We start from the raw sequence: 26,220 nt of genomic DNA on the forward strand, positions 1-26,220 counted from the left end.
GGGGTCCGGGGTGGTGGCCCCGCCGCTGGGCGGGTCAGGAGAACATGCCTCGCTTGAGCAGGCCGCGGGCGATGATGATGCGCTGGATCTCGGACGTGCCTTCCCAGATGCGCTCGATCCGCGCGTTGCGGTAGGCGCGCTCGACGTAGGTCTCGTTCATGTAGCCGGTGCCGCCGAAGATCTGGAGCACCCGGTCGGCGACCCGGCCCAGCGCCTCGCTGGCGAACAGCTTCGCCGCCGACGCCTTGGCGTGGACGGTCTTGGGCGCCTCGCCCCGGTCGGCCGCCCAGGCCGCGTTGTAGGTCATCAGGCGGGCGGCGTGCAGGTCGGTGGCGCAGTCGGCCAGCATGAACTGGATCGCCTGGTAGTCGGCGATCGGACGGCCGAACTGCACGCGCTGCTTGGCCCACTCCAGCCCGTCGTCGATCAGGCGGGCCATCGGGCCGAGGCACCGGGCGGCCGTCATGATCCGCCCGCTGCTCAGGCCGCCGCGCGCGATGGCGAAGCCGCGGCCGGGCTCGCCGAGGACGTTGCCCTCCGGGACCGCGCAGTCGTCGAAGACCAGCTCGGCCTGCCGGTAGCCCCGGTGGCCCATCGTCTTGTGGAGCTGGCCGACGCTGAATCCCGGCGTGCCCTTCTCCACCAGGAACGCGGTGATGCGGTCCTGCTCGCGATCGGGGTGGGTGAGCGCGAAGACGATGGCGAAGTCCGCCGAGTCGCCGTGGCTGATGAAGCGCTTGCGGCCGTTGATCGTCCACGTCCCGTCCGCGAGCTCGGCCCGGGTGCGGATGCCCGCGGCGTCCGACCCGGTGTCCGGCTCGGTCAGCGCGAAGCACCACTGGAGGTCGCCGCGGACGCAAGGGACGAGGAACCGCTCGCGCTGCTCCTCGTCGCAGGCCAGCAGGACGCCGGGCGCGGACGGCACGGCCTCGGCGACGCCGCCGAGCGCGCGGAACAGCTCCTCGGTCACCAGGACCTGGCCGAGCACGTCCAGCCCGGCGCCGCCGACCTCCTCGGGCATGCCCATCGCGTTCAGCCCGATGGCGACGGCCCTCTCCCGGATCCGGCGCTCGACCTCCTCGGGGAGCCCGTCGTGCTCCTCCACGTAGTCCTCGTGCGGGATGAGCTCGCTCTCGGTGAACCTGCGGACCGTCTCGCGGAACTCCGCGAGGTGGTCCGGGATCGCGAAGTCCATCAGCCCGGCCGTCCTTTCCCGGTGTGTTCGCAGGGGCCCGCGGCCGGCCGGCCGAGGACGACCAGCGCGTCCAGCGCCAGGCACCCCTCCCCCTTGGGCCGGCACAGCAGCGGGTTGACGTCGATCTCGGCGACCTCGGGGAGGTCGGCCAGCAGGCGGCCGACGCCGATCGCCGCGTCGGCCAGCGCCTCGGCGTCGCCCGCCGGGACGCCCCGGTAGCCGCCGAGGAGGGCCCCGATCCGCAGGCGCCCGAGCGCGGCCCGCACGTCGTCGCGGCCGAACGGCCACAGCAGGCCGGCCGCGTCGCCGAGCAGTTCGGTGAGCACTCCCCCGGCGCCGATGACCACCAGGGACCCGGCGGCGTCGTTGCGCCCGCCGACGATCAGCTCGGTGCCCGGCCCCGCCATCCGCTCCACGAGCACGCCGAGCGGGGCGCCGCCGCCCTTGGCGGAGGCCCCGGCGGCGGCGCCGCGCTGGACGATGCGGTGGAAGGCGCCGCGCAGCGCGTCCTCGTCGTCCAGGCCGACCTCGACGCCGCCGATGTCGGACTTGTGGGCGACGCCCGGGGCGTCGAGCTTGCACACCACCGGGTAGCCGATCCGCGCGGCGACCGCGGCCGCGGCGTCGGCGTCGGCGGCCACCTCGCCGGGCGGGGACGCCACGCCGTACAGCGTGAGCAGGCGCTTGCCGTCGGCCTCGGGCAGTGCCCCGGTGCGCCCGGCGAACAGTTCGGTGGCGCGCTGGCGCGCCTGCGGGTCGGCGACCGGAGGCGCGGCGGCCGGGCGTGCCGGCGGACGCGGCGCGCCGGCCAGCGCGATGGCCCGCAGCGCGGGCCGCACCCCGGCGAGCAGGACGACGCCGTGCCGCCGGGCGAGGCCCGTCAGCCCCGGCGCGAGGTCGGTGGTCGTGGTCATCAGGACGACCGGCACGTCCAGCGACGCCGCGGCCTCGCCCGCGCCCGCGATCATCTCGGGCCAGCCGACCTCGTCCAGCGGCTCGGAATGGGTGGGGGCGTCACCGGCGAAGGCGACGACGTCGACGCCGGGGCACCGGCCCATCGCGCGGGCCGCCGCGCGGTAGACGCCCTGGTCGCCCCACGCGGCCGCGCCGAGGTCAAGGGGGTTGCGCACCGGCATGTAGGGCGGCAGCGCCGAGGCCAGCGCCCGCTCGGCGGCGGCGTCCAGGGCGGCCAGCCGCACGCCGGTGGCGTCGGCGAGATCGGCGACCAGCCCGCACTCGCCGCCCGAGCTGGCGAAGACGCCGGCCGCGGCGCCGCGCGGGCGGCGCGGGGCGGCCAGCAGCGAGGTCAGGGCGACCATCTCGTCGAGGTCGTCGACGCGGTACACGCCGGTCTGCCGGAACAGCGCCTCGTAGGAGGCGTCCCGTCCGGCCAGGGTCCCGGTGTGCGCGATCGTCGCGGCCTCGCCGCCGGCCGAGCGGCCCACCTTCAGCACGACGACCGCGACGTCGCGGTCCGCCGCGCGCTCGGCCAGGGCGCGGAACCGGGCCAGGTCCGTGAGGCCCTCCATGACGAGGCAGACGACCTTCACGCCGGGGTCGGTCAGGAAGTACTCCAGGCAGTCCGACAGGTCCAGGACCGCCTGGTTCCCGGCGGACACCCCGTAGGCGACGGCGGGAAGCCGCCCGGACAGCATCGTGGTCAGCGCCATGTTGCCGCTCTGCGCCGCGAGCGCCACGACCCCCTCGTCCTCGGCGTGGAGGTAGGGCATCTCGATCCCCCAGAGGGCCGCGCGGCCGCGGAAGCTGGCCACGCCCAGGCAGTTCGGCCCGATCAGCGGCAGCCGTCCGCCCGCCGCCGCGACGATCCGGTCCTGGAGGCGGCGCCCCTCGGCGTCCCGCTCGGCGAACCCGCTGCCGTACACGACCATGGAGCCCGCGCCGAGCCGCGCCGCCTCCTCCACCAGGCCCGGGACGCCCGGCGCCGGGATCGCGGCGGCGACCGCGTCGGGCACCTCGGGCAGATCGCTCAGGGACGGGTAGGCGCGCACCCCGCCGACCTCGGCGTGCTTCGGATGCACGGCGTACAGGCGGCCGCCGAACCCGACGCTGCGCATGTTCCACAGCGTCCGCAGCCCGTACCCGCCCTTGGGCGAGGCGCCGACGACCGCGACGCTGGCGGGCCGGAACAGCCGGTCGAGACGGTGCGCGGCCATCATCGCCCCACGAAGACGGGACGGCGCTTCTCGATCGCCGCGGTGAGCCCCTCGGCCTTGTCCTCGGTGTCCACGCAGGCGCGCGCGCCGCGCTGCTCGTTGCGCAGCGCCTCCTCGATGCCGATGCCGTGGCCCATGCGGATGTTCTGCTTGGCCTCCCCGATCGCCACGGTCGGCCCGGCCGCGAAGATCCGCGCCTGCTCCAGCGCGCGGTCCATCAGCCGCTCGGGCGGCACGACCTCGCTCACCACGCCGATGCGCAGCGCCTCGTCCGCGTCGATGATCCGTCCGGTGTAGATCAGCTCGGCGGCGCGGGCCTCGCCCACGACCCGGGGCAGCAGGTAGGAGCCGCCGGCGTCCGGGCAGATGCCGCGCTGCGCGTAGACCTGGCCGAACCGGGCGGCCGTCGAGCCGAAGCGCAGGTCGGCGGTCAGCGCGATGTCGAAGCCCGACCCGGCGGCCACGCCGTTCACCGCCGCCACGACCGGCTTGGGCAGCCAGTACAGCCGCGCGATCGTGCGGTGCATCTTGGCCGGCCACGACTCCTCGTCCGCGTCGGAGCGGGCGGCCCACTCCTTGACGTCCGCGCCCGAGCAGAAGCCCCGCCCCGCACCGGTGATCACCACGGCCCGCACGCCCGGGTCCTTGCCGGCCAGCATGAGGACGCGGTCGAGCTCGTCGATGTCGGTGTTGGAGATCGCGTTGAGCCGCTCCGGCCGGTTCAAGGTCAGCACACCGACGGCGCCGTCCATCCGCCAGGTGCAGCACTTGAGCGCTGGGAGATCCATTGCTCGCCTTTCTCGTGAGAATCAAGGCATGGTCGAATCGGGTCGTGGCGGGGGGCGGTGAGATCGGCGGTGCTTCAGGTCACCCGGGCGAGGAAGCGGCAGTCGCTCGCGGCCCAGCTCAGCCAGTGCGACGTCCCCGCGGCGAACTCCGACCTGGCCGCCGACGGCGCCATCACCTGCATCTCGGCGCCTTCGTCGGTGCGAAGGTGCACCTCGATCTGCGGGCCGAGGTACACCTGCGTCACGACCGAGCAGCGCACCGCGTTGCGCTCCGACGCGTCCGGACGGTCCGCGCCGATCCGGAGGCGCTCCGGCCGGATCATGAATTCGCCGTCCGGCTCCGCCGAGCAGTCGTTGTCCTTGTCGACCAGGATGCGCCCGGCCATTCCCTCCACTTCCACAATGGTGTGCTCGCCCTTTTCCACGCGCGTCGCGGGCAGGCAGACCGACTGGCCCAGGAAATTCGCGACGAAGGAGTTGACCGGTTCCTCGTACAGCTCGTCCGGCGCCGCGGTCTGCTGCAGGACGCCCTCGTGCATGACGCCGATCCGGTCGGACAGGGCCAGCGCCTCGTCCTGGTCGTGGGTGACGTACAGCACCGTCGCGCCGACCCGCTGCTGGAGCGACTTCAGCTCCAGGCGCATGTGGTCGCGCAGGTTGCGGTCGAGCGCGCCGAGCGGCTCGTCCATCAGCAGCACGCTGGGGTCGAAGACGAACGCGCGCGCGAGCGCGACCCGCTGCTGCTGGCCGCCGGAGAGCTGGCGCGGATAGCGGTCCCGGAACGAGGTGAGCCGCGTCATCGTGAGCACCCGGTCGATCTGGCGCTCCGCCTCCGCCTTCTTCATCCGCCGCATCTGGAGGGGGAACGCGATGTTCTGCGCCACGGTCATGTGCGGGAAGAGCGCGTAGTTCTGGAACACCAGCCCGATGTTGCGGCGCTCCGGCACGTCGTCGGTGACCGCCCGCCCGGCCAGGTAGACCTCGCCGGCGGTCGCCGACTCCAGCCCGGCGAGGATGCGCAGGCTGGTGGTCTTGCCCGAGCCGCTCGGCCCCAGGAGGGTGACGAACTCGCCCTTGGCGACGGCCAGGTTGAAGTCGTGGACGGCGGGAGCGTCGCCGTACCACTTGTGGACCCCCGCGAACACCACCTGATCGGCCGTCGCGGCCTCGTCCGGCCCGGCCGGCCGCTGGTCGGCCACCGGCGCGCCGAGCCCGGCGCGTCCTTGCTCGGTCATCGGTGCTCCCGGCGTTCACGGAGGATCTTGATCAACTCGGAGAGGAGGAAGAGCGCGACGCAGACGGCGATGAGGATCGTGCCGGCGACCGCGAGCGTGGGCGTGAGGTCGTAGCGCACGCTGTCCCACAGCTTGCGCGCGAGGGTGACCGAGTCGTTGCCGGCCACGAAGAGGATGATGACCGCCTCGTCGAAGGCGATCACGAACGCGAACAGCGCGCCCGCCGAGATCGCCGAGGTCAGGGAGGGCAGCGTCACCCGCAGCAGGGTCCGGGGCAGCCCCGCGCCGAGCGTCCGCGCCGCGTTCTCCAGCTCGGGGTCGAACTGCTGCAGGGCGCTCGACACCGACACCAGGACGTAGGGGATGCCCATCACCGAGTACGCCACCGCGATCATCTGCCACTGGCCGATCAGCCGGAGGTCGGCGAACGTGAAGTAGTAGCTCATCGCCAGGACGATGATCGGGACGACCAGCGGCGAGTACAGCAGCGCGAAGATCAGGCCCTTCCCGCGGCGCGCGCTGCGGGCCAGGCCCCAGGCGGCCGTGGTGCCGACCACGGTGGAGATCGCCGCGGACAGCAGCGCGATCCGCGCGCTGGCCAGCGTGGCGTCCACCCATGCCGAGTCGGCGAAGAACCGCCGGTAGTGCACCAGCGACCAGCCCTCCGGCGGGAACGACAGGTAGTCGGCGCTGTTGAAGGACTCCAGGACCACGATCAGGATCGGGATGACGAGGAACGCGAAGACCAGGGTGACCACGCCCCGCAGGCCCCAGCGCAGCACGCGCTCCAGCGGGGTCGCGGGCATGCGCCGCCGTCGCCGCGAGAAGGCCGGCGGCGCCGGGCGGACGTCCGCTGACACGCTCACAGGGCCACCAGCCCCTTCACCTTGGTGAGGCGCCGCACGACCAGGGTCAGTGCGCTCGCCAGCACCAGCAGCAGCGTCGCCAGGGCCGCCGCCATCCCCCAGTCGAAGTTCACCTGGACGCTCTGGGCGATCACCACCGCGATCGTGCTCTGCTTCGGGCCGCCGACCAGGGCGGGCGTGACGTAGAAGCCGAGCCCGATGATGAAGACGAGCATGCCGCTGCTGACGATGGCCGGCACCGCCAGCGGCAGGTAAACCCGCGTGAAGGCGCGGACCGGCCCGGCCCCCAGGGACCGCGCGGCCCGGGGCAGCGAGGCGTCGATCTGGTCGAGCGTCCCCTTGATGATGAGGATCGGGAAGGGCAGCAGGATGTGCGTCATCGCGATGACCACCGCGCTCTCGCTGTAGAGCATTCCCTGCGAATCGCCGGTGATCGGCTCCAGCACCCTGGTCACCAGCCCGTTGTCGCCGAGCAGGACGATCCAGGAGAACGACCGCACCAGAATGCTCGTCCAGAACGGAATGATGACGAGAAGGGCCAGGAAACGCGCCCGGCGCCGCGAGGTCCGGGCCAGGAAATAGGCCACCGGGAAGCCGAGCAGAACGGTGAGGACGGCCACTTCAAAAGACAGCCGGACCGTGATTCCGAGCACATGCCAGATCGTGCCGTCGGTGGCCGCCTCGGTGAAGTTCCCGAAACCCGCCTTCGGTTCGGTGACGCTTTTCAGCAGCATGGCGCCGACGGGATAGGCGTAGACGATCGCCATGAAGGCGACCGGCAGCCCGAGCGCCAACGCGGCGAAGTCCGGGCGCCGGACCCGCCGTTTCCGCGCGGCCGGCACCCGGGAGAATTCACCGTCCGGTGGCAGCCGCGTCAGGGAGGTACGCGCCGTCATGATTGACCATCCCTCCGTTCCTCCGTGCACCCAGAACGGGCGACACACGGTTCCGCAGGGCCTGCCGGCCCGCGCCGCATGTCGACACAGTCAACGTTTGCGCGTGCCTTATGTCATGAGGGCCCGGTCACAAAACTCGCTGGGGCCGCCTGTGTCGGCCCCACAGTCGCCGCCGGGCGTCCCGCGTCCACCGAAGTGCCGTTGACGTGGGACGACAACGCGTGCTAGACCTCCACAACCCGGGTCCGGAGAGTGACACAGGTCTCCATGGCCCGGCCTTGGGGAAGGTGATCATGGCACCATCCAACACTCCTGCGGCGGTCGCCGATCACATGGCGGCGGTGGCCGGCAGCCTCAAATCCGCGTCGACGACCCTCGCGAACGAGTTCGTCCGCCAGTACGTGACCGCGACCGAATCGGGTGCGGTCGACCGCCAGGCGCCCGTCGAGGCGTTCGAGATGGCGGTGCGCGTGATCGATCTCTGCGCGAACGGCCTCACCGGCCCCACCGGCCCCGGGCCCGCGGCCGATCTGCCCGCCGGGCGCGGCGCCCGCATCGCCCTTCAGGGCAAGTCCGTGGGCGAGGCGGTCGAGTGGCTGCGCCTGCTGGAACGGGTCGTCGCCGACCACGTCCTGGCGCACGCCACCGGCGGCATGGACGAGATCCGGGCGGCGATCACCCGGCTGGCCGAGCTGTTCGACGTGCTCTGCACCCGCGAGCTCGAATCGTTCACCAGCACCTACAACGAGCTCGCCGGCTGGCAGGCGCGGGTGAGCACCGACCTGCTGAGCTGCCTGATCGCGGGGCCCGCGGTCGACGCCAGCACGGTGAACGACCAGGCCAGGATGCTCAACATCAACCCGCACCAGCGGTTCCGCGCGATCGCCGCCTACCACGACCCGGCGCCGACCCCGCAGCAGTGGATGCGCGCCCGCCGGCGCATCATGGAGGTGCTGTGGCGGCAGGATCCGCGCCGGGAGATCCTCCTCCGCGAGCGGCGCGGCCTGCTGCTGGCGCTGGTGCCGATCGACCGCTCCGGCCCCGGCCCGGTCGCCCTGCTCACCGAGATGCTGGACGGCGAGCCCGGCCGGTCGCTGTTCGTGTCCGCCGGGGAGCCGGGGGCGTCGCTGTCGGCGGCCGGGCACAGCTGCCGCCAGGCGCTGTCCGCGCTGGAGATCAGCATCTACCGCGACCAGCGCGGCCGCGTCACCCAGTGCACCGACGTGATCCTGGAGGTCCTGCTGGCGCACAACAGGTGGGTGTCCAAGCGGCTCATCGAGACCCGGATCGGGCAGCTCGTCGAGAAACCGCACCTGCTCGACACTTTGCGCGCCTATATCTCGTGTGATATGGCACTGCAGCGCACGGCGGAGGAACTGGTCGTCCATCCGAACACCGTCGCCTACCGGCTGCGGCAGATCGCCACGCTGACCGGACGCGACATGCGCCGCATCACCGACATCGGGGATCTCAGCGTCGCGCTGATGGCCTTCGACACGATCCAGATGCGCCGCGATCGGGAAGAGGCCAGGACGGACCTGCGCGCGCGATTGTTCGCCTGACCGAGTTCGCCTGACCGGAGTTCGCCTGACCGGAGTTCGCCTGTGCCGGGCCCATAATGACCGCCCGATTTCTTTGGTCGCTCAGGCTCAACAGGTCCAAGGCGAACGATCCTAAGCTTCGAGTCCAATCGCCCAGGGACTGGTGAGCGGAGCGACATGGACCACCGCGCGGACACGTACATCGACGGGCAATGGGTCGAGAACAATGGCGAGGACGTCATCGCCGTCATCGACCCGGCGACCGGGCAGTGCATCGCCACGGTGCGCGAGTCGTCCACCGACGACATGGACAGGGCCATCGAGGCGGCGGGACGCGCCCGCCCGGTCATGCGCACCATGCCGCCCGCGGAGCGCGCGGCGCTGCTGGAGCGCATCGCGGACGAGCTGGAGGCGCGGGTCGGCGGGCTGGCCGAGCTGATCTCCGGCGAGATGGGGATGCCGCGCAAGTACTGCGCGGACTACCAGGTGCGCACGGCGGTCGGAACGTTCCGCAACGCCGCGCGGGCGGTCGGCGACGTCGCCTTCACCGAGCGGCTCGGCGGCTCCACCGTGCTGCGCGAGCCGGTCGGGGTGGTGGCCGCGCTGACCCCCTGGAACTTCCCGCTGCTGCAGACCGCGGCGAAGATCGGGCCCGCGCTCGCCGCCGGCTGCCCGGTCGTGCTCAAGCCCAGCGAGATCACGCCGCTGGACGCGTTCGTCCTGGCCGAGGCGGTCGAGGCGGCGGGGGCGCCGCCCGGCGCGTTCAACCTGCTGTTCGGCAACGGCATGCACGTCGGCGAGTACCTGGCCCGCCATCCCGGCACCGCCATGGTGTCGCTGACCGGCTCGACCCGGGCGGGCCGCCGGGTCGCCGAGCTGGCCGCCGCGTCGATCAAGCGGGTGACGCTGGAGCTGGGCGGCAAGTCGGCCGCGATCGTCCTGCCGGACGCCGACCTCGGGGCGGCGGTCGAGCGGTGCGTGCGCACCGTGCTGGTCAACACCGGGCAGACCTGCACCGCGCTGACCCGGCTGCTGGTGCCCTTCCAGGCGATGGCGGACGTCGAGGACCTGGTGGCGTCGGCCATGGCCCGCTACCGGATCGGCGCCCCCGGCGACCCGGACGCCGACGTCGGGCCGCTGGCCAGCGCGAACCAGCGGCACCGCGTGAACGACCACCTCGAACGCGCGCTCGTCGACGGCGCCCGGACGATCTGGGCGTACCCGGCCGGGGAACTGCCGCGGCACGGGTTCTTCACCGCCCCGGCCGCCTTCGCGGTCTCCGACCCGCGCATCGTGCTCGCCCAGCAGGAGGTCTTCGGGCCCGTCCTGGCGGTGATCCCCTACGTCGACGAGGACGACGCGGTCGCGATCGCGAACGGCACCCAGTACGGGCTGGCCGGCGCTGTCTGGTCGGCCGACGAGGACCGCGCGCTGCGGGTCGCGGAGCGGATGGAGGCGGGCAGCATCGAGATCAACGGCGCGCCGTTCAACGGGCTCGCGCCGTTCGGCGGCCACAAGCAGTCCGGGTACGGCCGCGAGCTGGGCGCGCACGGCATCGCCCAGTTCACCGAGCTGAAGGCGATCCAGTGGCGCGGGGCGGGCGCCCGATGACCGCGCGGACCGGCGGCGACCTGGTCGTCGAGGCCCTGCGGGCCCTCGGCGTCGACCACCTCTTCGGCATCGCCAGCGTGCACAACCTGCCGATCCTGGACGCGGTGCGCCGCCACGGCGGCATCACCGTCGTCAGCGTCCGGCACGAGCAGGCGGCGGTGCACGCGGCGGACGGCTACGCGCGCGCCACCGGCGGGCTCGGCGTGGCACTGGCCTCGACCGGGCCGGGCACGGCCAACGCGATGGGCGGGCTGTTCGAGGCGCAGTTCGCCGGCTCCCGCGTGCTGCTCATCACCGGGCAGGTCGAGACCCGCTTCTACGGCCGCTCCAAGGGCTACCTGCACGAGGCGGAGCAGCAGCTGGCGATGCTGCGCACGCTGACCCGCGAAGCCTGGACGGTGCGCCGCGCCGAGGACATCGCCGAGACGGTCGTCGCGGCCGGCCGCGCCGCGGGAACGGGGCCGCCGCGGCCCACGGCCGTGGAGATCCCGGTGGACCTGCAGTACGCGCCGGTGCCGCACGCGCCGCCGACGTCCGAACCCGCCCCGGTCCCCCGGGCCGTGCCGCCCGAGGACCGCGTCCGCGCCGCCGCCGACCTGCTCGCCGGTGCGCGCCGTCCGCTGATCTGGGCGGGCGGCGGCGTGCTGAGCGCCGGCGCCTGGCCCGAGCTGCGCCGCCTCGTCGAGCGCCTGGAGATCCCGGTGGTCACCTCGGTCCAGGGCCGCGGGGCGCTGCCCGAGGACCATCCGCTGTGCCTGGGCCCGCTGGTCACGACGCAGCCGCTGCGCGGGATCGTCGAGGACGCCGACGTGGTCCTGGCCGTGGGCGCCCGCTTCCAGATGTACACGACCGACCAGTGGCGGCTGCGGCTCGGCGGGCGGCTGATCCACGCCGACGCCGACGCGGGCGTGTTCGGGCGGACGTATCCGCCGGACGTCGCGCTGCACGGCGACGCCCGCGAGACGCTGCGCGCGCTGGACGGGCGCATGGCCACGAGCGCCGCCGATCCGGAGTGGGGCCCGGCCGGACGCCGCGCCGCGGCCGAGGCGCGGGAGATCTCGCTGGAGGCCCTCGGCCCGGACCACCGCGCGCTCGTGGAGTCCATCCGCCGGACGCTGCCGCGGTCGGGCGTGGTCGTCCGCGACTCCACCGTGCCCGCTTACGCGTGGGGCGATCGGCTGCTGCCGATCCTGGCGGCGCGCACGTCGCTGCACCCGGCGTCCGCCGCGATCGGGCCGGGCCTGCCGCTGGCGCTGGGCGCCGCGCTGGGCACCGGAGAGCGCACCGTGGTCGTCCACGGCGACGGCGGGATCATGCTCTCGATCGCCGAGCTGGCGACGCTCGCCCAGGTCCGCGCGCCGGTGACGGTCTGCGTGTTCAACGACCGGGGGTACGGCGTGCTGCGCGACGTCCAGCACGCCACCTTCGACGGCGCGCGGAACGACGTCGACCTGCACACGCCCGACTTCGTGGCGCTCGCGGCGGCGATGGGCGTGCCCGGCGAGAAGGTGTCCGCCGCCGCCGACTTCGACCGCGCGTTCGCCCGCTCGGTCGGCGGGACGGGGCCGTACCTGATCGAGATCGACCTGACGGCGCTCGCTCCGATGAAGCGCCGGGCGGGCCGCCGGCAGCTGCTGAGCTGACCCGCCGTCCTCCGCACGCCGATGCGTCGATCCGGGAGAGAAGCATGTCCCCTATGACAGTCCATTATGGATGGTACAGTGTGGAACATGACGACCAGCCTCTCGTCCAGCTCCTACCTCGTGCTGGGGTTGATCGGCCTGCGCGGCCCGAGCTCGTCGTACCAGCTCAAGCGCGCGGTCGAGCGCTCGATCGGGTACTTCTGGCCGTTCCCGCACAGCCAGCTCTACATCGAGCCCAAGCGGCTGGCGGAGGCCGGCCTGCTGGAGGAGTCGGCCGAGACCGAGGGGCGCCGGCGCCGCACGTACTCGCTGACGCCGCTCGGCCGCGAGGCGCTGCGCGAATGGCTCGGGGATCCGACCACCCAGGTCTTCCAGGTCCGCAACGAGGCGGAGCTGAAGCTGTTCTTCAGCGAGCTGGGCGACGACTCGGCGGTGCGGCGGCTCGCGGAGGCGCAGGTCCGCTACCACGAGGAGCGCCTGACCGGGTTCCAGAAGGAGCTGGAGCGGCTGGCGGCCGTCCCCGACCTGGAGAGGCGGGTGGCGCCGCTGGTCCTGGGCGTGCGGATCGAGGCGGCGTGCCTGTCGTTCTGGCGCGATCTCGGCGAGACGGGCGTGAGCGGCGTGCTGGCCGGCACGAGCGCGGCCGCGCTGGCCCGGCTCGTCCGCGGCGACGCTTCGGAATCGGACGACGCGGAACCGGACGACACGGCGGAACCGGACGACACGGCGGGGCGCCACCCGGGCTGACCCGGCGGCCGCCCCGTGACACGCGGTGCCCGCCGCGGACAGGAAGGGGACCATCATGGTGATCGCCGACGTCGCCGGACAGCGCCTGCGGTGCCGGGGCTGGCGGCAGGAGACGCTGCTGCGGATGCTGGAGAACACGCTGGCGCACGCGGAGCGGCCGGACGAGCTGATCGTCTACGCGGGGCTGGCCAAGGTCGCGCGTAACCACGCCGCGCTGGAGCGGATCGTCGGGGCGCTGCGGGAGCTGGAGGAGCACGAGACCCTCGTCGTCCAGTCCGGCAAGCCGATCGGGGTGTTCCCCACCGGGCCGGGCGCGCCGCTGGTCGTCATGGCCAACAGCAACCTGGTCGGGCGGTGGGCCACCGGCGAGCACTTCTACGAGCTGGAGCGGCGCGGCCTGATCATGTGGGGCGGCTACACCGCCGGCGACTGGCAGTACATCGGGTCGCAGGGGATCCTCCAGGGCACCTACCAGACGCTCACGGCCGTGGCCGACGAGCACTTCGGCGGCGACCTGGCCGGACGGCTCGTGGTGACGGCCGGGCTCGGCGGCATGGGCGGCGCCCAGCCGCTGGCCGCGGTCATGGCCGGGGGCGTCGCGCTGTGCGTCGAGGTCGATCCCGACCGGATCGCGCGCCGGATCGAGAGCGGCTACCTGGAGCGCGGCACCGAATCGATCGACGAGGCGGTCGCGTTGGCGCGCGAGGCCGCGGAGGCCGGGACGGCGGGCTCGATCGGGCTGCTGGGCAACGCCGCCGAGGTGCTCCCCGCGCTGCGCGCCCGGGGCCTGCGCCCCGACGTCGTCACCGACCAGACGCCCGCGCACGACCTGCTGTACGGGTACGTCCCGGCCGGGATGTCCCCCGCCGACGCGGGCGACCTGCGCAAGAGCGATCCGGACGAGCTGAGCCGCCGGGCGCGGGAGTCCATCGCCGCGCACGTGGAGTGCATGCTCGCCTGGCAGGACGCGGGCGCCGTCGTCTTCGAGTACGGCAACAACCTGCGCGCCCAGGCGGCCGAGAACGGCGTCGACGCCTTCCGCATCCCGATCTTCATCGAGCGCTACATCAGGCCGCTGTTCTGCCGCGGCCTCGGCCCGTTCCGCTGGGTGGCGGTGTCGGGGGACCCGGCCGACATCGACGCCATCGACGCGATGGTCGTGCGGGAGTTCCCCGGCAACCCGCTGGTGCAGCGGTGGATCCCGATCGCGCGCCGGTACGTGCGGCAGGCCGGGCTGCCGTCCCGCATCTCCTGGCTGGCGCACGGCGAGCGCGCCAGGCTCGCGCTGCTGGTCAACGACGCCGTGGGCCGGGGCGAGCTGGGCGGGCCGGTCGCCTTCACCCGCGACCACCTCGACGCGGGCGGCGTGGCGCAGCCGCTGCGCGAGACCGAGAACATGCCGGACGGCTCCGACGCCGTCTCCGACTGGCCGCTGCTGAACGCGCTGCTCACCGCGGGCTCGGGCGCCGACCTGGTCGCGATCCACGCGGGCGGGGGCGGCTACGCGGGGTACATGCAGAGCGCGGGCGTGACCCTCGTCGCGGACGGCACCGGCGCGGCGGGCGAGCGGATCGCCTCGGCGCTCACCGCCGACACCGGCATCGGGATCATGCGCTATGCGGACGCCGGGTACGCGACGGCGGCCGACGCCGTCCGCGAGAGCGGGCTGCGGTGGTTCGGGTGAGCGGCGGGCCGGGGGCGCCGTCACCGCGGATGCGGTGGTTCGGGTGAGCGGCCCCGAGCCGGCGGCGCTGGAGGGCGTCCGCGTCCTGGACCTGAGCCGGGTCCTGTCCGGCCCGCTGTGCGCGCGGATGCTCGCCGACCTCGGCGCGGAGGTCATCAAGGTGGAGTCGCCGGACGGCGACGACGGTCGGCATTTCGGGCCCTTCGCGGGCGGCCAGAGCACCTTCCACCGGCTCCTCAACCGCAACAAGCTCGGCGTCGCGCTGAACCTCAAGGACCCGGGCGATCGGGACCGGTTCGCCCGGCTGGTCGCCCGCTCCGACGTCCTGGTCGAGAACTTCCGTCCCGGCGTCATCGACCGGCTCGGGTTCGGGCCCGAGGAGCTGCTGCGCCTCAACCCCGGTCTGGTCGCGGTCAGCATCAGCGGGTTCGGGCGCACGGGCCCGCTGGCCGACACGCCCGCCTACGACCTCATCGTGCAGGCGATGTCCGGCCTGATGTCGGTGACGGGGCCGGACGGCGGGCCGGGCGTGCGCGTGGGCGTCAGCATCGGCGACGTCGTGCCCGCCCTGTACGCGGTGGTGGGGGTGCTGTCGGCGCTGGGCCAGCGCGAGCGCACCGGGCGGGGCCAGCACATCGACGTCTCCATGTTCGACGGGCTGATCTCGGTGATGGAGTCCGTCGCGATGCGGGCGCTGCACACCGAAGAGGCCGTCCTGCCGACCGGCGGCCACCACGCGATCAGCGCGCCGTACGGCACGTTCGCCGCCAAGGACGGCCCGGTCGCCATCGCGGTGGCCAGCGACGCGCTGTTCGTGCGGCTGGCGGCCGTGTTCGACCGGCCGCACTGGCTGGCGGACGAGCGGTACGCCAGCGACGCCGCCCGTGGCCAGAACCGCGAGGCGCTGCGGCGGGAGGTCGAAGCGGCGCTGGCGGACATGACGGTCCAGGAGGCCCTCGACCGGCTCGCCAGGGGCGGCGTGCCGTGCGGTCCGATCCTCGGCGTCCGCGAAGCGCTGTCCCATCCGCACACGCTGGCGCGCGGCCTGGTGCCGACCGAGCCTGACGGGTTCCGCACCCTCGGCGGCGGCGTCCGCACGACGGGGACCGTCCGGTCGCTGCGTCCGGCGCCCGCGCTCGGCGAGCACGACCACCTGCTGGCGCGGTGGCTCGCCGAGGAGCCGCGCCGGACGACCCCCACACCCCGGACGGAGTAGCCGCCTTGCCCGAGCCGCACAAGATCGCCCTCCTGGACGGCCCGGTGGCCATCGCGGGCGCCCTCGACATCGAGCGCACCGCCACCGGGCTGGTCCCCCGGCGGCTGCCCGCCTGGACCCGCCCGCAGGTCACCGACCCGTACATGCGCCTGATGGTGCCGAGGCCGGCCGGGGTGCGGCTGGTCCTGCGCACCGACGCCGACACCCTTGAGCTGGACGTCTTCGTGACCCGGTTCCGCAACGCCCACTACCCGCTGTTCCCCGTCGCGTTCGACGCGGTGGTCGGCGGGGCGCAGGTGATCTCGCGGCCGGTGCGCGGCGGCGACCTGTGCGTCGTCCGGGCGGGCCAGGTCGTCGAGACGGCGCCGGGCGAGGCGGAGGCCATCCGTTTCGGCGGGCTCGGCACGGGCTGGAAGGACGTCGAGGTGTGGCTGCCCCAGGCGGCCATCGTCGAGTTGCGGGAGCTGCGCGCGGACGGCGCCGTGGCGCCCGGCCGCGTCCCGGAGCGCAAGTGGGTCCACTACGGCAGCTCCATCAGCCACTGCGCCGAGGCCGGCGGCCCGACCAGCACCTGGCCGGCCCGGGTCGCGCGCCGCGCGGGCCTCGACCTGACCTCGCTGGCGTTCGCCGGGAACTGCCACCTCGACCCCTTCGTCGCCCGGACGATCCGGGACCTGCCGGCGGACGTCATCACCCTCAAGGTCGCCGTGAACGTGCAGAACCTCGACACGCTCAAGGTCCGCACGTTCGGCCCGGCGCTGCACGGCTTCCTCGACACCGTCCGCGACGGGCACCCGCAGACGCCCGTCCTGGTGGTCTCGCCCATCCTCTGCCCGACCGCCGAGGACCGCGCCGGCCCCACCGTGCAGGACGGCACCGGCCGGTACGTCGCCACGGGCGAGGGCTCGTCCGGCCTGACCCTCGTCCGGATGCGGGAGCTGATCGAGGAGGTCGTCGCGGTGCGCGCGGAGCGGGACCCGCGGCTCCTCTACCTCGACGGGCGCTCGCTGTTCGGCCCGGACGACGCGGACGACCTCTACGACGGCCTGCACCCGAACGCGGACGGATACCGCCGCATCGGCGAACGCTTCCACGCGCGGGTGTTCGGGCCGTCCGGCCTGTTGCCGATGTCAGGCGCGGATGTGCGCGCCCCATAGCCACGCCGTGAATTCTTTGGTCCGGCGCACCCAAGACGTCATTCAGGAGCGGTCTTAGGCTCGAAGGGAATCGCCTCGAACGCACCGACCACAGCCGTGTTTCGACGAAGGGCGAATACCATGGCAACCGTAGCGACGGAACACGACGCCGCGCGTGTGATCAGCGTCATCGATGAGCACGAACCGGAACTCGTCGCCTTTCTCCGCGACCTTCTCCGCATTCCCAGCGTGTGGGGCGACGGGCCGGCGCTGACGGCGGCGGCCGAGCATCTCGCCGCCCCGCTCGCGGGCGCCGGGCTCGCGGTCGAGCTGCCCGGCTCGGGCACCGAGGGCATGCCGAACGTGCTCGCGCGGGCCGAGGCGGGCGCCGGGGGCACGGCCGGTGACGCCCTCATCTTTAACGGCCACATGGAGGTCTATCCCCCGTCGCTGTCCTGGCGGCGCGACCCCTTCGGCGGCGAGATCGACGACGGCCGGATCTACGGTGCGGGCGTCTCGGACATGAAGGCCGGGACCGCCGCGATGACGATGGCGGCGGTCATGCTGGCCAGGTCCGGGGTCCGGCTGCCGCGCGACGTCGTCGTCCTCGCGGTGCCCAACCACTTCGAGGGCGGCGAGGGGACGCGCCGGGCGCTGCGCGACGGGCTGCGCGGCGCGTACGCGATCAACTGCGAGCCGAGCGGCCTGCGGGTCCTCACCGGGCAGCGCGGCATCGCCTACGTCAAGGTGAGCGTGCGCGGGCGGGCCGCCCACACCACCGCGCTCGGCATCGGCGTGAACGCGGTCGCGCGGGCGGCGGAGGTCGTCCGGGAGGTCCTGGCGATGCCGATCACCGGCGCGCACGGCGACGTCCTCGACGACGTCAAGATCTGCAATGTCGCGCAGATCTCCGGCGGTGTGGCGCACAACCTCGTCCCGGAGCTGTGCGGCGTGACGTTCGACTTCCGGTTCCCGGCCGCGCAGACGCAGGACGACGTCCTGCGCGACGTGCGCGCGGCCGTGGAGCGCGCCGTCGACCGGCTCGCGGAGTTCCCGGTCGACGTCGAGCTGGAGGCGACCTGCCTGAAGAACCCCCGCAGCTCGCTCCAGGTCCCGGCCGGCGAGCGCCTTCTCCGGGACGTCGCCGCCGCGCACGTCCGCGGCACGGGACGGGACGCCCGGTACGACGTCCACCGGGCGTGGCCCGATACGCCGATCTTCTGGGAGGCGGGCATCAAGGCGGTCACCTACGGCCCCGGCTCGATGGACTGCTACTGGGACGACGAGTCCGTGGCGGTGGAGGACTACCTGGCCGCCGTGCGGACCTACGCCGTCGCCGCCCTCACCGTGGGCGGCGGCGATGGCTGAACCGGCCACCCTCCCGCCGGTCGAGGAGATCTGCTCCGACCTGATCAGGTTCGACACCAGCAACCCGGGGGCGAATGAGCGCAAGGCCGCCGAGTACGTCGCCGCCCTGCTGTCCGGCATGGGGCTGGACCCGCGCGTCATCGAGGCGGAGCCGGGGCGCGGCAACGTCGTGGCGCGGGTGCCGGGCACCGATCCGTCCGCGCCCGCCCTGCTCATCCAGGGCCACCTGGACACGGTCCCGGCCGACCCCGCCGCCTGGTCGCGGCATCCCCATAGCGGTGACATAGCGGACGGCCACGTCTGGGGCCGCGGCGCCGTGGACATGAAGAACGCCGTCGCGATGACGCTCTCGGCGTTCGGGACCGCGCTGGCCGGGGGCCGCCGGCCGCGCCGCGACATCGTGCTGGCCTTCCTCGCCGACGAGGAGACCGGCGGACGGCTCGGCGCCGGCCACCTGGTGTCCGAGCACCCGGACCTGTTCGAGGGGTGCGCGGCGGCGATCGGCGAGGTCGGCGGCTTCAACGTGCCCGCGCCGTCCGGCCCGCCGCTCTTCGCGGTGTCGGTCGCCGACAAGGGGCTGCGGTGGTACGAGGTGACGGAGAAGGGCGTGGCCGGGCACGGCAGCATGCTGCCGCGCGACAACCCGATCCCCCGGCTGGCGGAGACGGCGCTGCGCCTGGTGTCGGCGGCGCAGCCGTACACGGTCGCCGAGCCGATGCGCGTGCTGGCCTCGCGGCTGGCCGGGCGCCCGGTCACCGAGGACGACGACGTCGCGGACGTGCTGGCGACCCGGTCCGGGCCGTTCGCGCGGATGTTCGGCGCGGGCATCCGCTCCACCGTCAACGTGACGCGGATCGGGGCGGGCCACAAGGAGAACGTCATCCCCGGCGAGGCGTGGGCGCGCTTCGACTGCCGGTTCGTCCCGGGCCATGAGGAGGCGCTGCACGAGCGCGTCACGTCCGGCCTGGGCGAGGGGACCGAGGTGTCGCTGCTGCGGCGCAGCCCGCCCGTCCTGTCCGACCACGAGGGCGAATGGTTCGGCCTGCTCGCCGAGGCGCTGCGGCAGGTGCGCCCCGGCTGCGCCGTCGCGCCCTTCGTGTTCAGCGGCGGCACCGATAACAAATGGTTCCGCACCCTGGGCATGCAGACGTACGGATTCACGCCGATGCTGCTGCCTGCGGATTACGACTATCCGGCGATGTTCCACGGCGTGGACGAGCGCTGCCCGGTGGAGGCACTGCGATTCGGCGCGGAAGTCCTGGAAAGGCTGATATCCCTGTGAGGTCCCGATGAGCCGAACGCGAGACGGACGACGCGATTCAGGCCCGCGTGTGGCGATAATCGGCTGCGGGCTCGGCGGAATCGCCACCGGCGTGAAACTGAAGAAGAAGGGCATCACGCGCTTCACCATTTTCGAGCAGTCGGACGGCCCGGGCGGCACCTGGTGGGACAACCGCTACCCCGGCTGCGAGGTCGACATCCCCTCGCACGCCTACTCCTTCTCGTTCCTGACCTACGACTGGACGCGCACGCACGCTCGGCGGGAGGAGCTTCAGGAGTACGCCGGGTACGTCCTCGACCGGTTCGACCTGCGGCGGCACTGCCGGTTCGGCGTCCGCGTCGAGTCGGCGGCCTGGGACGACCGGGCGGCGCGCTACGACGTGCGGCTGGCCGGAGGCGCGACCGAGCCGTTCGACGTGGTGATCAGCTGCCTGGGCCTGCTCAACCAGCCCCGCTACCCGGACTGGCCCGGCCTGGAGGACTTCGAGGGGCCGAGCTTCCACACCGCGCGCTGGGCGTCCGAGCATGACCTGACCGGCAAGCGGGTCGCGGTGGTGGGCACCGGCTCCACGGCCACCCAGGTCGTCCCGGCCATCGCCGGGCAGGTGGACCGGCTCTATGTCTTCCAGCGGCAGCCCGGATGGATCCTGCCCAAGGGCGAACGCGACTTCACCCCCCGCGAGCGGGCGGTCTTCCGGCGGCTGCCCGTCACGCAGAAGCTCCGGCGGGCGCGCCTGTTCTACCAGTTCCGCGTCGCGTTCAAGGGCTACGACCTGCACGGGAAGCGGCAGCAGCAGATGCTGCGGCAGTGCCGGGAGTACATCGCCGAAACGGTGGACGACCCGGCGACGCGCGCCGCGCTGACGCCCGACTACCCGTGGGGGTGCAAGCGGCCGGTGCTGGCGACCGGGTTCTATCCGGCGCTCAACCGCCCGAACGTCGAACTCGTCCCGCACGCGGTGACGCGGATGACGCCGAAGGGCATCGTCGACGCCACCGGCACCGAACGCGAGATCGACGTGCTGGTCATGGCCACCGGATTCCAGGCGACGAACTTCCTGGCGTCCCTGGACGTGCGCGGGATCGGCGGCGTCGGCATCCACGACACCTGGAAGAGCGACCCCAGGGCATTCCTCGGCATCACCGTCCCCGGATACCCCAACTTCTTCATGCTGTACGGCCCCAACACCAACGGCGGCTTCTCCATCGTCGCGCAGCTCGAACGCCAGGCCGAGGTGGCGGCGCGGATGGTCGTCCGGATGAGGCGGCGGCGCCTGCGCGCCGTCGACACCCGGACGGGCGCCGCCGAACGGTGGGTCCGGTGGGTCGATCGGCAGATCCTCCGGCACACCTCCGCGATGGAGGCGAACTGCACGAACTACTACCACTCCGAGTCCGGGCGGAACGTCACGCAATGGCCGAAGCCCCACGGCGAGTACTACCTGCTGACCAAGGCGCTGCCGTTCTTCGGCTTCGTCGGACGGCGGTGACCGGTGGACCTCCAGGCGCTCCTCGACACCGATCCGGAATTCTTCGCGGCCTGCGCCGAGCTGGCGGACGTCCCGTGGCGGCACGGCGCGCTCGACGCCAGGACCCGGGCCCTGGTGGCGCTCGCCGTCGACGCGGCGGTGACCCATCTGCACGAGCCGGGCATCCGGCGGAACGTGCGCCGCGCGCTGGAGCACGGCGCGACCCGCGAAGAGATCATGGAGACCTTCCAGCTCGCCGCGACGCTCGGCATCCACGCGGCGAGCACCGGCTTCCCCCTGCTGAGGGACCTCCCGGCGCCGTCCGGGCAGGACGGCCCCGCCGCCGCGCGCCGCCGGGAGGACCTCAAGGACGAGTTCGTCCGCCGCCGCGGCTACTGGGACGCGGGCTGGGACGACATGCTCCACCGCGCGCCGGAGTTCTTCGCGGCCTACCTGCGCTTCTCCGCGATCCCCTGGAGCCGGGGCGTCCTTGCGCCGAAGGTGAAGGAGCTGATCTACATCGCCATCGACGCCTCGGCGACGCACATGTTCACCGCCGGGCTGAAGGTCCACATCGCCAACGCCGTCCGCCACGGCGCCACCGCGGACGAGATCGCCGACGTCCTGGAGATCGCGAGCGCGATCGGGATCCAGACGCTGGAGGTCGGCGTCCCCATCCTCCTCTCCGAACTGGACCGGATGAAGGCGGAAGGGGACGCGCCCCAGCATGAACGCCCTTAGGACCGCCCTTAGGTAAGAGGGCGGCTCGCGGGGCGGATGTTCTGGTTGATGTGGAAGGTGTTGTCCGGGTCGTAGCGGTCCTTGATCTGGGCGAGCCGGTCGTAGTTGCCGCGGTAGGCCGCCTTGACCCGGTCCTCGCCCTCGCTCATCAGGAAGTTGACGTAGGCGCCGCCCGCGGACGTGGGGTGCAGTTCCCGCCAGTAGTCCCGGGCCCATCCCGAGATGAGATCGGCGTTCGCGGGGTCGGGGTCGACGCCGACGATGACGCCCGCCCAGCCTCCGTCCCGGTAGGCGAACGCGGTCGCGTCGGCGGGCACGCGGGCCGCGGCGCCGTCGATGGGGTACAGGTGCATGGTGGAGTGCGCGGTCGGCAGCCGCTCGCCATACTCGCGGTGCACGTCGATGGCGGCGTCGGAGATCTCGTTGAAGAAGTCCGCCCGCCAGTACCACTGCAGCCCGGCCGGGTAGAGGCCGTCGAACGCGCTCTGCAGCACGTTGAACGGCATCTCGTGGAGCCCCACCAGCAGCGGCGACCCGTAGGTCCTGATCGCTTCGAGGACCATGTCGGCCCCGACGTGCGACCCGGTGTAGCACCAGACGATGCCGCACACCTTGCGGCCCCAGAGCGCCTCGGGGAACGGCGGGGCGGGCGGGACGGTCATCACCCCGAACCAGCCGCTCAGCTCCTCCGGCAGCGAGGGCAGCAGCTCCCGGTACCAGCGCATGACCTCGGCGGTGTCGGCGATGTCGTACAGCACCGGACCGCCGATGATCGAGCCGGCCTCGCCGATGTCGTGGCAGCGGAAGGTGAAGGAGGTGACGACGCCGAAGTTCCCGCCGCCGCCGCGCAGGGCCCAGAACAGGTCGCTGTGCGAGTCCTGGTCGGCCGTCACGAACGTGCCGTCCGCGAGCACCACGTCCGCGGACAGGAGGTTGTCGACGGTGAGGCCGAAGCGCCGCGACAGGTAGCCGATGCCGCCCCCGAGCGTCAGCCCGGCCACGCCGGTGGACGCCAGGAACCCCGACGGGGTCGCCATGCCGAAGGCGACGGTCGCGTGGTCGACGTCCGCCCAGGTGCATCCGGCGTCGGCGCGGACGGTGCGGCGGTCAGGGCTGACGGTGGTGCCGCGCAGCAGCGACAGGTCGATGACCAGGGCGTCGTCCCACACCCCGAGGCCGCCCGCGTTGTGGCCGCCGCCCCGGACGGCGAGCTCGACGCCGTGCGCCCGGCCGAACCGCACGCAGGCGACGACGTCGGCCGTGTCCCGGCAGCGCGCGACGGCGGCCGGACGCTTGTCGATCATGCCGTTGTAGACGGCGCGGGCCTCGTCGTAGCCGGGGCCGTCCGGCAGGATCAGGTCGCCGCGCAGAGCGGCGGCCAGCTCGTCGTACGGCGCGGTGGCGAGACCGTCCGAGGTGATGGTCATGTGAATCCCCCTTGTTCCTCCGCTGGACGTCCAGCGGAGAGCCAAGCTAGGGACCTCGGCGTTCGCGCAGCGTTCGCCCATCGTTCGCCTCCGGGCGGACGCCCTTCTCCGCGAGGTCGCGCTCGCAGCGCCGCAGCAGCGCCACGGCGCCCTGGGACGCGGCCATCCGCGCGGCGGCACGCAGCCGCGAGACGGCCGGTTCCCCGTCGTCATGCGCGGCGCGCATCCGCATCACCTCGGGCAGCCACCACAGGTCGTCGCGGGCGTGCCCGGCGGCGAGGGCGGCGTCCAGGGTCGCCCGCGCGGCCTCCGGCCGTCCGTCGCGCGCCAGCAGGTCGGCGAGCAGCGAGAGCCAGTACGGCATGCGGGCGAACGCGCCCTGCGACCTGAGGTTGCCGATCCCCTGCCGGGCGAGGCCGACGCCCGTCCCGTCCGGACGGGACCAGCCGTCGAGCACCAGCCCCCATTCCCGGTAGTAGGCGAAGTCGTACCGGTCGCACAGCTCGTGCAGCTCGGCGACGACCTTCCTCAGCTCGGTCAGGTCATGGCGCATCTGGTGGGTGACGGCGCCGTAGGCCAGGGCCACGGCCAGGTTGTAGGGGTGCTCGACCGCGCGGGCCAGCGTGATGGCGCCCTCGCAGCCGGCCAGCGCCTCGTCGTCATGGCCCAGCAGCCAGTGGGCGTGCGCCGCCCACGCGGTGCCGTGCACGTCGGGACGGCTGCCGATACTCAGCGAGACCCGGCTGCCGAATCTGGCCGCGAGGTTGAGGTGGTGCAGTGCCTCGGCGGGCCTGCCCAGGTTCATGGCCGACCCGCCCACGGTGAAGTGGGCCGGGCCGCCCGTCTCGGAGCCGGGGTCGACGAGCGACAGCGCACGGTCGGCGGTCTCGTATCCGTCGACGGTTCGCCCCTGGACGAACCGCGACGCCCACAGCCCGACCAGGCCGGCGAGCAGCGAGTCGTCGCGGCCGAGCGACTTCGCCAGGGCGACCCAGCGCTCCAGCGCCCCCTGGAGCTCAGGCGAGGAGTAGCCGTAGCTGGCGTTGAGCGGCGCCGCCATGGCTTCGAGGATCGCGAGCTCCTGCCCGTCCCGTCCCCGCCCCTCGGGCAGGCCGCGCACGATCGCCAACGCCTCCCCGTGCAGCCGGATCGCCTCGGCGTGGGCGAACAGGCCCGCCGCGACCTCGGCCGCCCGCCGGTAGTAGGCCACCGCCCGCCCGGGGCGTCCGCCGCGCGCGTACTGCTCGGCGAGCCGGGCCGAGACCGCGTCGGTGTCGTCGGCGTGGAGCAGTTCCAGGCTCTGGGCGACGCGCCGGTGCAGCAGCCACCGCTTGGGCGGGCTGATCTGCGCGTAGGCCGTCTCGCGGAGCAGATCGTGGGAGAAGTCGTACCCGTCGCCGAACTCCCGCACGATCCTGCGGCGCCACAGCTCGTCCACCGCCTCGACCACCACCCCGGCGTCGAGGTCGCTCGCCTCGGTGAGCAGGTCCAGCGTGAAGTCCGTCTTCACCGCGGCGGCGAGCCCGGCCACCTCCCGCGCGGACGCGCTCGCGCGTTCCAGGCGGCCGCGCAGGACGGAGGCCAGCTCGCCCGCCCACACCGGCCCGCCGCCGGGATCGGCGCTGCCGCGCACCGCCTCGACGACGTACAGCGGGAACCCCCCGGTCGTCGCCTGGAGCAGGCCGACGTCGTCCTCCGTGAAGGGCCGCCCGGATATCGCCTCGGCCAGGCACCTGGTGTCGGCCTTCTCCAGCGGGCTGAGCGACAGCTCCGTGAGCAGCCCGGTGGCCCGCATCCTGACGGTCCAGTCCACGAGCTCGCGACCCTCGTCGAGGTCGTCGTCGCGCAGCGTCCCGGCCACCATGATCGGAGCGCGCGACGCCAGCCCCAGGAAGAACGTGACGAAATCCAGCGTCTCCTGATCGCACCACTGCAAGTTGTCCAGGACGAGCAGCATGGGCCGGTCGACGGCGATCAGCGCCCGCGCGAGCCCCTCGAAGAACCGGTGGCGCTGCCAGGCGTCCACCATCGCCCGCGTCCCGCTCCCGCGCTGCCCATGCCCCGCGGCCGGCACGAGCCTGTCGACCTCGGCGCGCCACGCCTCCTCCAGCGTCGCCGCGACCGACTGGACCGCCGGGTCGCGCACCCAATCCGCCACCGGCGCCAGCGCCAGCCGCCCGGACGACCCGAAGCACTGGCTGCTCGCCACCACCGCGCCCTGCCGCCGCGCCGCCTGGGCGATCTCAGATACGAGACGGGTCTTCCCGACACCGGCCCCGCCTCGCACCAGCGCGAACCCCGGGCGCCCCGCCGTGACCGTCCGCCACAGCTCCTCCAGCCTGCCCAGCTCCCGGGACCGTCCGACCAGCCGGGCCTCCACCAGCCCCGGACGACCCACGGCCGACGGCGCCCCCACGCCCGCCGGACCCTCCGGTTGGACCATCAAACGCTGGAAAACCTGCCGCGTCGCCGGGTCCGGCACAACGCCCAGCTCCCGCTCCAGAACCGAGGCGCAGTGATGGTAGGTGCTGACGGCACCGGCACGGTCCCCCAGATCGGCCTGCAACTCCATCAGCACCCGATAGCCGACCTCCTCCAGCGGCTCCAGCCGGATCCGGCGCCGCGCGGCGTCCACCGCCTCGTTCAGCTCACCGGCCTGAGCCAACGTCGCGCACAGCAGATCGCACATGTCGACGCACTGGCGCTGAAGCTCCGACCTGGCCTCAAGAAGCCAGTCATCGTACGAGCCGGGCAGCAGCTCACCCTTGTACTGCGCGACGGCCTTGGCCGCGTGCTCCACCACACCCCCGCCGTCACCGGCCGCAGCCGCCGCCAAGGCGGCCTCACGCTCGACACCGAAGACCCGCACATCGACCTGGCATGCCCCGGTGTCGCGCCAGCACAGATCCCTGGACGTCACGACGAGCGAGGGACCCCGTCCCAGAACCTGGCGCAAGTGGTGCAGCTCGCGGCGCAGATTGGTCAGCGCCTGCGCCTCCGTGGAGTCCGGCCAGAACAGCCCGGCGATGCGCTGCCTGGCCTGCGCCACCCCGGCATGGACGGCCAGGAACGCGACGAGCGCGACCGTCCGCGGCGAACGCGTCCGGACACCGGTCTCGTCGATGATCGCCTGTTCCCCCAGCAGAGACACATGCAGCATGCCGACGCGGCCTCCTGACCCCTCACGGTAAAGCAAGCCCCC

At 73.3% G+C, this 26,220-nt stretch carries 19 protein-coding genes; 11 read left to right on the forward strand and 8 right to left on the reverse strand.

The features are described from left to right. Positions 1-34: 34 nt before the first annotated feature. From E1298_RS20460 to E1298_RS20485, 6 genes are all read right to left on the reverse strand, one after another. Positions 35-1,195 (reverse strand): acyl-CoA dehydrogenase family protein, encoded by a 1,161-nt coding sequence (locus E1298_RS20460; protein ID WP_131895605.1) that lies wholly within the window; start codon positions 1,193-1,195, stop codon positions 35-37. Further along, positions 1,195-3,372, reverse strand: a complete 2,178-nt coding sequence (locus tag E1298_RS20465) for an acetate--CoA ligase family protein (protein WP_131895607.1) — start codon at positions 3,370-3,372, stop codon at positions 1,195-1,197. Before E1298_RS20465 ends, E1298_RS20460 begins: the two co-directional genes overlap by 1 nt. Beyond that, a complete protein-coding gene (locus E1298_RS20470) occupies positions 3,369-4,157 on the reverse strand; it encodes an enoyl-CoA hydratase/isomerase family protein (RefSeq protein WP_131895609.1) in 789 nt (262 codons plus the stop codon). The genes E1298_RS20465 and E1298_RS20470 overlap by 4 nt, the downstream gene beginning before the upstream one ends. A 74-nt stretch (positions 4,158-4,231) precedes the next feature. Continuing rightward, positions 4,232-5,392: an ABC transporter ATP-binding protein gene (locus E1298_RS20475; RefSeq protein WP_131895611.1), complete on the reverse strand. Its 1,161-nt coding sequence runs from the start codon at positions 5,390-5,392 to the stop codon at positions 4,232-4,234. Continuing rightward, positions 5,389-6,198 carry an ABC transporter permease gene (locus E1298_RS20480; protein WP_131895613.1) on the reverse strand — a complete coding sequence of 270 codons (810 nt, stop codon included), beginning with the start codon at positions 6,196-6,198 and terminating at the stop codon, positions 5,389-5,391. Before E1298_RS20480 ends, E1298_RS20475 begins: the two co-directional genes overlap by 4 nt. 56 nt (positions 6,199-6,254) lie before the next feature. Beyond that, positions 6,255-7,154, reverse strand: coding sequence for an ABC transporter permease (locus E1298_RS20485; RefSeq protein WP_131895615.1), 900 nt, complete (start codon positions 7,152-7,154; stop codon positions 6,255-6,257). 293 nt (positions 7,155-7,447) lie between these two features. Between E1298_RS20485 and E1298_RS20490 the strand changes: the two genes are divergently transcribed. From E1298_RS20490 to E1298_RS20540, 11 genes are all read left to right on the forward strand, one after another. Further along, positions 7,448-8,716, forward strand: coding sequence for a PucR family transcriptional regulator (locus E1298_RS20490; protein WP_131895617.1), 1,269 nt, complete (start codon positions 7,448-7,450; stop codon positions 8,714-8,716). A gap of 156 nt (positions 8,717-8,872) precedes the next feature. Further along, entirely contained in the window at positions 8,873-10,306 is a 1,434-nt protein-coding gene (locus E1298_RS20495; RefSeq protein WP_131895619.1) for an aldehyde dehydrogenase family protein, read from the forward strand. Beyond that, positions 10,303-11,949 (forward strand): thiamine pyrophosphate-binding protein, encoded by a 1,647-nt coding sequence (locus E1298_RS20500; protein WP_131895621.1) that lies wholly within the window; start codon positions 10,303-10,305, stop codon positions 11,947-11,949. Before E1298_RS20495 ends, E1298_RS20500 begins: the two co-directional genes overlap by 4 nt. Positions 11,950-12,036: 87 nt before the next feature. After that, positions 12,037-12,696: a PadR family transcriptional regulator gene (locus E1298_RS20505; RefSeq protein WP_131895623.1), complete on the forward strand. Its 660-nt coding sequence runs from the start codon at positions 12,037-12,039 to the stop codon at positions 12,694-12,696. A 55-nt stretch (positions 12,697-12,751) separates the two neighbouring features. Beyond that, positions 12,752-14,380 carry a urocanate hydratase gene (locus E1298_RS20510; RefSeq protein WP_131895625.1) on the forward strand — a complete coding sequence of 543 codons (1,629 nt, stop codon included), beginning with the start codon at positions 12,752-12,754 and terminating at the stop codon, positions 14,378-14,380. A 43-nt stretch (positions 14,381-14,423) separates the two neighbouring features. Then, the gene (locus E1298_RS20515; RefSeq protein ID WP_165975571.1) at positions 14,424-15,596 is read left to right on the forward strand and encodes a CaiB/BaiF CoA transferase family protein; all 1,173 of its coding nucleotides are present in this window, start codon (positions 14,424-14,426) and stop codon (positions 15,594-15,596) included. A 5-nt stretch (positions 15,597-15,601) separates the two neighbouring features. Beyond that, the gene (locus E1298_RS20520) at positions 15,602-16,753 is read left to right on the forward strand and encodes an SGNH/GDSL hydrolase family protein (protein WP_207944754.1); all 1,152 of its coding nucleotides are present in this window, start codon (positions 15,602-15,604) and stop codon (positions 16,751-16,753) included. 120 nt (positions 16,754-16,873) lie between these two features. Then, positions 16,874-18,100 carry a M20 family metallopeptidase gene (locus tag E1298_RS20525; protein WP_131895629.1) on the forward strand — a complete coding sequence of 409 codons (1,227 nt, stop codon included), beginning with the start codon at positions 16,874-16,876 and terminating at the stop codon, positions 18,098-18,100. After that, entirely contained in the window at positions 18,093-19,382 is a 1,290-nt protein-coding gene (locus E1298_RS20530) for a M20/M25/M40 family metallo-hydrolase (RefSeq protein WP_131895631.1), read from the forward strand. The genes E1298_RS20525 and E1298_RS20530 overlap by 8 nt, the downstream gene beginning before the upstream one ends. 7 nt (positions 19,383-19,389) lie before the next feature. Beyond that, positions 19,390-20,871 carry a flavin-containing monooxygenase gene (locus E1298_RS20535; RefSeq protein ID WP_131895633.1) on the forward strand — a complete coding sequence of 494 codons (1,482 nt, stop codon included), beginning with the start codon at positions 19,390-19,392 and terminating at the stop codon, positions 20,869-20,871. A gap of 3 nt (positions 20,872-20,874) precedes the next feature. Beyond that, positions 20,875-21,591 (forward strand): carboxymuconolactone decarboxylase family protein, encoded by a 717-nt coding sequence (locus tag E1298_RS20540; protein ID WP_131895635.1) that lies wholly within the window; start codon positions 20,875-20,877, stop codon positions 21,589-21,591. Between the two features lie 8 nt (positions 21,592-21,599). Here the strand turns inward: E1298_RS20540 and E1298_RS20545 are convergent, their stop codons facing one another. Further along, entirely contained in the window at positions 21,600-23,018 is a 1,419-nt protein-coding gene (locus E1298_RS20545) for an FAD-binding oxidoreductase (protein WP_131895637.1), read from the reverse strand. 46 nt (positions 23,019-23,064) lie between these two features. After that, the gene (locus E1298_RS20550; RefSeq protein WP_131895639.1) at positions 23,065-26,178 is read right to left on the reverse strand and encodes an ATP-binding protein; all 3,114 of its coding nucleotides are present in this window, start codon (positions 26,176-26,178) and stop codon (positions 23,065-23,067) included. Positions 26,179-26,220: the final 42 nt, after the last annotated feature.

The sequence above is a fragment of the Actinomadura rubrisoli genome (assembly GCF_004349215.1).
GTDB lineage: Bacteria > Actinomycetota > Actinomycetes > Streptosporangiales > Streptosporangiaceae > Spirillospora > Spirillospora rubrisoli.

What these genes read in the sequence shown, in the direction of transcription:
- E1298_RS20545 (WP_131895637.1), bottom strand. Translation starts at nt 23,018, where the DNA reads ATGACCATCACCTCGGACGGTCTCGCCACCGCGCCGTACGACGAGCTG.
- E1298_RS20480 (WP_131895613.1), bottom strand. Translation starts at nt 6,198, where the DNA reads ATGCCCGCGACCCCGCTGGAGCGCGTGCTGCGCTGGGGCCTGCGGGGC.
- E1298_RS20490 (WP_131895617.1), top strand. Translation starts at nt 7,448, where the DNA reads ATGGCACCATCCAACACTCCTGCGGCGGTCGCCGATCACATGGCGGCG.
- E1298_RS20460 (WP_131895605.1), bottom strand. Translation starts at nt 1,195, where the DNA reads ATGGACTTCGCGATCCCGGACCACCTCGCGGAGTTCCGCGAGACGGTC.
- E1298_RS20530 (WP_131895631.1), top strand. Translation starts at nt 18,093, where the DNA reads ATGGCTGAACCGGCCACCCTCCCGCCGGTCGAGGAGATCTGCTCCGAC.
- E1298_RS20470 (WP_131895609.1), bottom strand. Translation starts at nt 4,157, where the DNA reads ATGGATCTCCCAGCGCTCAAGTGCTGCACCTGGCGGATGGACGGCGCC.
- E1298_RS20465 (WP_131895607.1), bottom strand. Translation starts at nt 3,372, where the DNA reads ATGATGGCCGCGCACCGTCTCGACCGGCTGTTCCGGCCCGCCAGCGTC.
- E1298_RS20550 (WP_131895639.1), bottom strand. Translation starts at nt 26,178, where the DNA reads ATGCTGCATGTGTCTCTGCTGGGGGAACAGGCGATCATCGACGAGACC.
- E1298_RS20500 (WP_131895621.1), top strand. Translation starts at nt 10,303, where the DNA reads ATGACCGCGCGGACCGGCGGCGACCTGGTCGTCGAGGCCCTGCGGGCC.
- E1298_RS20485 (WP_131895615.1), bottom strand. Translation starts at nt 7,154, where the DNA reads ATGACGGCGCGTACCTCCCTGACGCGGCTGCCACCGGACGGTGAATTC.
- E1298_RS20525 (WP_131895629.1), top strand. Translation starts at nt 16,874, where the DNA reads ATGGCAACCGTAGCGACGGAACACGACGCCGCGCGTGTGATCAGCGTC.
- E1298_RS20495 (WP_131895619.1), top strand. Translation starts at nt 8,873, where the DNA reads ATGGACCACCGCGCGGACACGTACATCGACGGGCAATGGGTCGAGAAC.
- E1298_RS20475 (WP_131895611.1), bottom strand. Translation starts at nt 5,392, where the DNA reads ATGACCGAGCAAGGACGCGCCGGGCTCGGCGCGCCGGTGGCCGACCAG.
- E1298_RS20505 (WP_131895623.1), top strand. Translation starts at nt 12,037, where the DNA reads ATGACGACCAGCCTCTCGTCCAGCTCCTACCTCGTGCTGGGGTTGATC.
- E1298_RS20535 (WP_131895633.1), top strand. Translation starts at nt 19,390, where the DNA reads ATGAGCCGAACGCGAGACGGACGACGCGATTCAGGCCCGCGTGTGGCG.
- E1298_RS20510 (WP_131895625.1), top strand. Translation starts at nt 12,752, where the DNA reads ATGGTGATCGCCGACGTCGCCGGACAGCGCCTGCGGTGCCGGGGCTGG.